General features: G+C 61.8%; 3 protein-coding genes. 1 reads left to right on the top strand and 2 read right to left on the bottom strand.

The annotated features are described in order from the left end of the window. Together lonB and BG842_RS11165 are read right to left on the bottom strand one after the other, a co-directional pair. Positions 1-1,430: ATP-dependent protease LonB (gene lonB / locus BG842_RS11170; RefSeq protein WP_069450782.1), on the bottom strand; the 1,430-nt coding region annotated here is incomplete at its 3' end. A gap of 145 nt (positions 1,431-1,575) precedes the next feature. Further along, positions 1,576-2,547 carry an ABC transporter permease gene (locus tag BG842_RS11165; protein ID WP_069450781.1) on the bottom strand — a complete coding sequence of 324 codons (972 nt, stop codon included), beginning with the start codon at positions 2,545-2,547 and terminating at the stop codon, positions 1,576-1,578. Positions 2,548-2,718: 171 nt separating this feature from the next. On the opposite strand from BG842_RS11165, the gene BG842_RS11160 reads away from it, so the two are divergent. Next, positions 2,719-3,800, top strand: a 1,082-nt coding sequence (locus tag BG842_RS11160) for an ABC transporter permease (protein ID WP_069450780.1), incomplete at its 3' end; no start/stop codon positions are given.

The following is a 3,800-nucleotide window of genomic DNA, read 5'->3' as shown; positions in this document are numbered from 1 at the left end:
CGGCGCTCGATGTAGTTGTCGGCTATCTGTTGCTCGATGGAGCGCGAGCGCTGTTTCGCCTGCAGCACGTGGTCGCGCGTGGTGTTCTCGGCGTCCTCGGCGCGGGCGATGTCGCCAGCAACGCGGACGAGGCCACCGAGGTCACGCAGCTTGAGCGTGAGGTGGTCTTTGCGCATCGCACGGCGCTGGGCATCGTGAACGACTTCTCCGATAGCGTCGCGCGTGAAGTGCGGAAGGCTACCGTCCTTTTCGACTTCTTGGGCGACGAAGCGCGCGTACTTGCGCCGCATCTCCGGCGTGTCGTCGATGGTGTCGTTCATGTACACCTCGTACCCGTATCCCTTGATACGGCTCCGGAGTGCCGGGTGCATGTTCTCCATGGCATCGAGGTTCCCGGCGGCGACCATGACGAAGTCGGTCGGAACGGGTTCCGTGTGCACCATCGCACCGGACGAGCGTTCGGACTGACCGGTGATGGAGAACTCGCCCTCCTGAATCGCCGTCATCAGCTTCTGCTGACTACGGATGTCGAGGGTGTTGATTTCGTCCACGAACAGCACGCCCTTGTTCGCGCGGTGGATAGCGCCGGGTTCCACGCGATTGTGGCTCGGCGTCTCCATGCCGCCGGATTGGAACGGGTCGTGGCGCACGTCGCCCAGCAGCGCACCAGCGTGGGCGCCCGTCGCGTCCTCGAACGGGACGGTCTCGGTATCGGCGTTATCGACCAGCAGGTTCGGAATCACGGCGTTGCTCCCGCGCGAACCGTAGTTGAACATGAGATAGACGACCGCGGCCGCGATAGCGCCCAACAGCAAATCACCGGCGAGAAAGATGGCGTAGCCGCCGATGATGGCGATGAGCGTCCACATCAGGAACGTTCGCATCCGATTGCGCTTCCGTGCTTCCTCCCTGTGGGCGTCAATTATCTGTCTCCCCTTTCCGGCGGGAACGGTACGGACCTTCGGCTCGTTCCCGTCGTCGGGGTTGTGATAGACGAGGACGTCCTGGAGTTCCTCCTTCGGGAGGAGTTGGCTCATCGCCTTCGCCAGCATCGACTTCCCGGTTCCGGGCGACCCTATCATCATCACGTGACGGCGTTGTGTCGCCGCTTTCTCGACGATATCTCGTGCCGTATCTTGACCGATAACCTGGTCGACCAACCGGTCGGGAATGGGAATCGCTTCGGTCGTTTCGACGTCGAGTCCTCCGAGAAGGTCGTCGTCGGTTTCGGGGTCGAAATCGTCGGCGATCAGCGAGGCGTCGATGTTTTGTCCGAGAGCGTCACCCGCCGCGGGAGTCGGCGTGGAGGAGGGGTCGTCGTCGGAGACAGGCCGTGAACCATCTCGTCCGTCCGATTCGGAACCATCATCGGCAGGTACGGGCACCGTTTCGGACGTGGAGGGGTCGTCGGTGTCGTTTGGATTACTCATTCTACTATATCGTTGATACAACGCCCGGGTCGATAACAGATATACTTTCTGAAATGAATGGAGTTTCATTGATATTTTCGGGGACGGCCATCCCGACCGTACGCGCCCGGAGTTCGATGATATCGCGGAATCGAGCGAGTGTCGCTCACTCCGAGTCCACGCGCGGGTCGAGACCGAAGTACGCGAGGTCCTGGATGAGGTTACCGACGATGCCCGCGATGGCGATGACCATCGCGACGCCGAGGATGAGGGGCAGGTCGCGCTGCTGAATCGCTCGCAACCCGAAATAGCCGATTCCGCGGATTCCGAGGACGGATTCGAGGACGAACACGTTCACGACGAGGGTGCCGATGAGGTCCGCGAAGAACAGAGAGAGGAGCGGAATCGCGGCGTTACGAAGGATGTGTCGGGCGACACGCCAGTTCGTCGCGCCCTTCGCGCGGAGCAGTTTGACGAACTCGCGGAAAACGTACTCGCGCGACTCCGCTCGCGCGTACCGCAACTGACCGGCGAGAAGACTCGTCCCCAAAATAACCGCGGGGAGCGCGCTCCGTACGATGTCCGGCGGGGCGAATCGAGTTGCGAAGGCGGTAACGCCGACGAGCCCGGCGACGACTGCGAGCCAGTAGTTCGGAATCCCGAAGCCGAGGTAGGACCCGCCGGTCACGACTCGTTCGAGCGCCGTCCCGGGATTGAGCGCGGCGTACACGCCGAAGCCGATACCCCCGACGAGCGCGAACAGCATCGCGGGAACGACGTACGTGAGCGTCGCCGGAATCGCCTGCCCGAGAACCGTCAGCACGGGCGTCCCGTTAAGCGAGTACGAGCGCCCCCAATCGAGCGTCGTGATATCGACCAGCCAGTCCACGTAACTCCGCCAAATCGGTTTGTTCAGGTTGTGCTCGGCTTTGTACTCGGCGATGGCTTGCTGGACCATCTGCTCGCGTTCGGACATGTTCGCCCGTTCGCTGGCGGCCTGTCGTGACGCTCCGTGTGCGACGAAGGCGACGCCGGGGTCGGCGGTGAGGGCGATGAACCCGAACGTGACGGACAACACGAGATAGAGGGCAAAAACGGAGAGCGCGACCCGTTTGACGACGTAAGAGCGGCGACTCATTGTGTTCGACATCGAACGATTACGTGATAGCGATATAATAGTTGTGGAGCGGCAAACGTGTTGATTCGGTATCTTTTTCTCGTGGGGATAAATACCATGGCGTAGTACGGTTATGCCATCGTCCACGACCCGCTCGCCGATTTTAATCTCTCCCCCCTACGGTGACGATTCGTGAGCAGCGACACCGCCTCACCAACGAGCGAAACGCCGCTCGAATCCATCGACTGGGACGGGCTCGACGGCACTGGACGGACGATTCCGTGGCGGCTCGTCGCCTTCGTCGTCGGACTCGCCGGTCTGGTGTTGCTCTATCGCTACACGAGTTCGCACCACGTCGGTATCATCTACTGGTGGGAACCGACGAAGTTGACGTGGCTGTTCCGGGTGAGTCTGCTCGTTCTCGTCTGTTTCGCCGTTCCACCCATGTTCCGAAACTCCGCGAAAAATCGACGGCACTGGCGACGGTTTCGGACCAACAGGGTGGCCGTCATCAGTCTCGCGTATCTGGTCGTCTTCGTCCTCCTCGCGCTGGTCGGACCGGCGTTGATGGGACGGCCGCGACCCCACATCCACGCGGCCCGTCAGCCACCGCTCCTCTTCAGCGCCAAGGAGGGAATGGTCACGGCCAACTGCATCGGTCACACCGTCGGGGGCTACTGTCAGGGGTCGCTGACCTACCCGCTCGGAACGAGCGCGCTGGGACAGGATATGGTTGCGCTCGTCGTCTCGGGAATGCACGTGAGTCTTCAAGTTTCCGTCATCACCGCCGTGTTCATGATACCGCTGGCGACGGCGGTCGGCCTCGTCGCGGGCTACAGCGGTGGGGCCATCGATACGGTTCTCATGCGGTACGTGGACGTCCAACAGTCCGTTCCGGCGTTCGTCGTCTACCTCATCCTCGTCTTCCTCACCGGGCCGAGCCTCTTTGCGTTCGTCGTGGTGTTCGGCCTCCTGAACTGGGGGAACGTCGCTCGCCTCGTCCGAAGCGAAGTCATCCAACGTCGGGAGGAACAGTACATCGAAGCGGCGAGAAGCGCGGGCGTAAGTCGGCTGACCATCCTTCGGAAACACCTCCTCCCGAACGTTTCGAACACGGTCCTCATCGGAACGACCCAGAAGATTCCACAGCTCGTCCTCCTCGAAACGGCGCTCACGTTCATCGAAATCGGGGACATCGGTCGGTGGATGCCCTCGTTCGGCGAGACGATATCGGTCGGTCTCAACGCGCAGAGTTACACGGAACCGATGCAGGT

Origin of the sequence: Haladaptatus sp. W1, assembly GCF_001723155.1 — an archaeon.
GTDB lineage: Archaea > Halobacteriota > Halobacteria > Halobacteriales > Haladaptataceae > Haladaptatus > Haladaptatus paucihalophilus.
This window is presented reverse-complemented; position numbering and strand designations above follow the sequence as displayed.

Bases quoted from the DNA above. Each gene is read 5' to 3' on its own strand.
- BG842_RS11165 (WP_069450781.1), bottom strand. From the start codon at position 2,547: ATGAGTCGCCGCTCTTACGTCGTCAAACGGGTCGCGCTCTCCGTTTTT.